Source organism: Mesorhizobium sp. M00.F.Ca.ET.216.01.1.1, from assembly GCF_004010325.2.
Lineage (GTDB): Bacteria > Pseudomonadota > Alphaproteobacteria > Rhizobiales > Rhizobiaceae > Mesorhizobium.
Genome location: NZ_SADR02000646.1, coordinates 1 through 279, shown reverse-complemented (window position 1 = coordinate 279; position 279 = coordinate 1). Strand labels below are relative to the sequence as shown.

General features: G+C 67.0%; 1 protein-coding gene. It reads left to right on the top strand.

The window, feature by feature from the left end; genetic code table 11:
- Nucleotides 1–279: efflux RND transporter periplasmic adaptor subunit (locus tag EN859_RS37770; protein ID WP_135913782.1), on the top strand; the 279-nt coding region annotated here is incomplete at both ends.

Here is a 279-nt window from a genome sequence, read left to right as displayed (position 1 = left end):
TATGTCTCCGTCGGCACGCCGCTGTTCGCGCTGGTCGAGACCGGCGACACCTGGATCAACGCCAATTTCAAGGAACCCCAGCTCACCCACATGAAGCCTGGCCAGAAGGCCGAGATCGTCGTCGACACCTATCCGGGCCGGACCTTCGATGCGGCCGTCAAGGCGATCGGCGCCGGCACGGGCGCCGAGTTCTCGCTGCTGCCCGCCCAGAACGCCACCGGCAACTGGGTCAAGGTCACCCAGCGCATCCCAGTGCGCCTGGAACTGGCCGACCCCGAC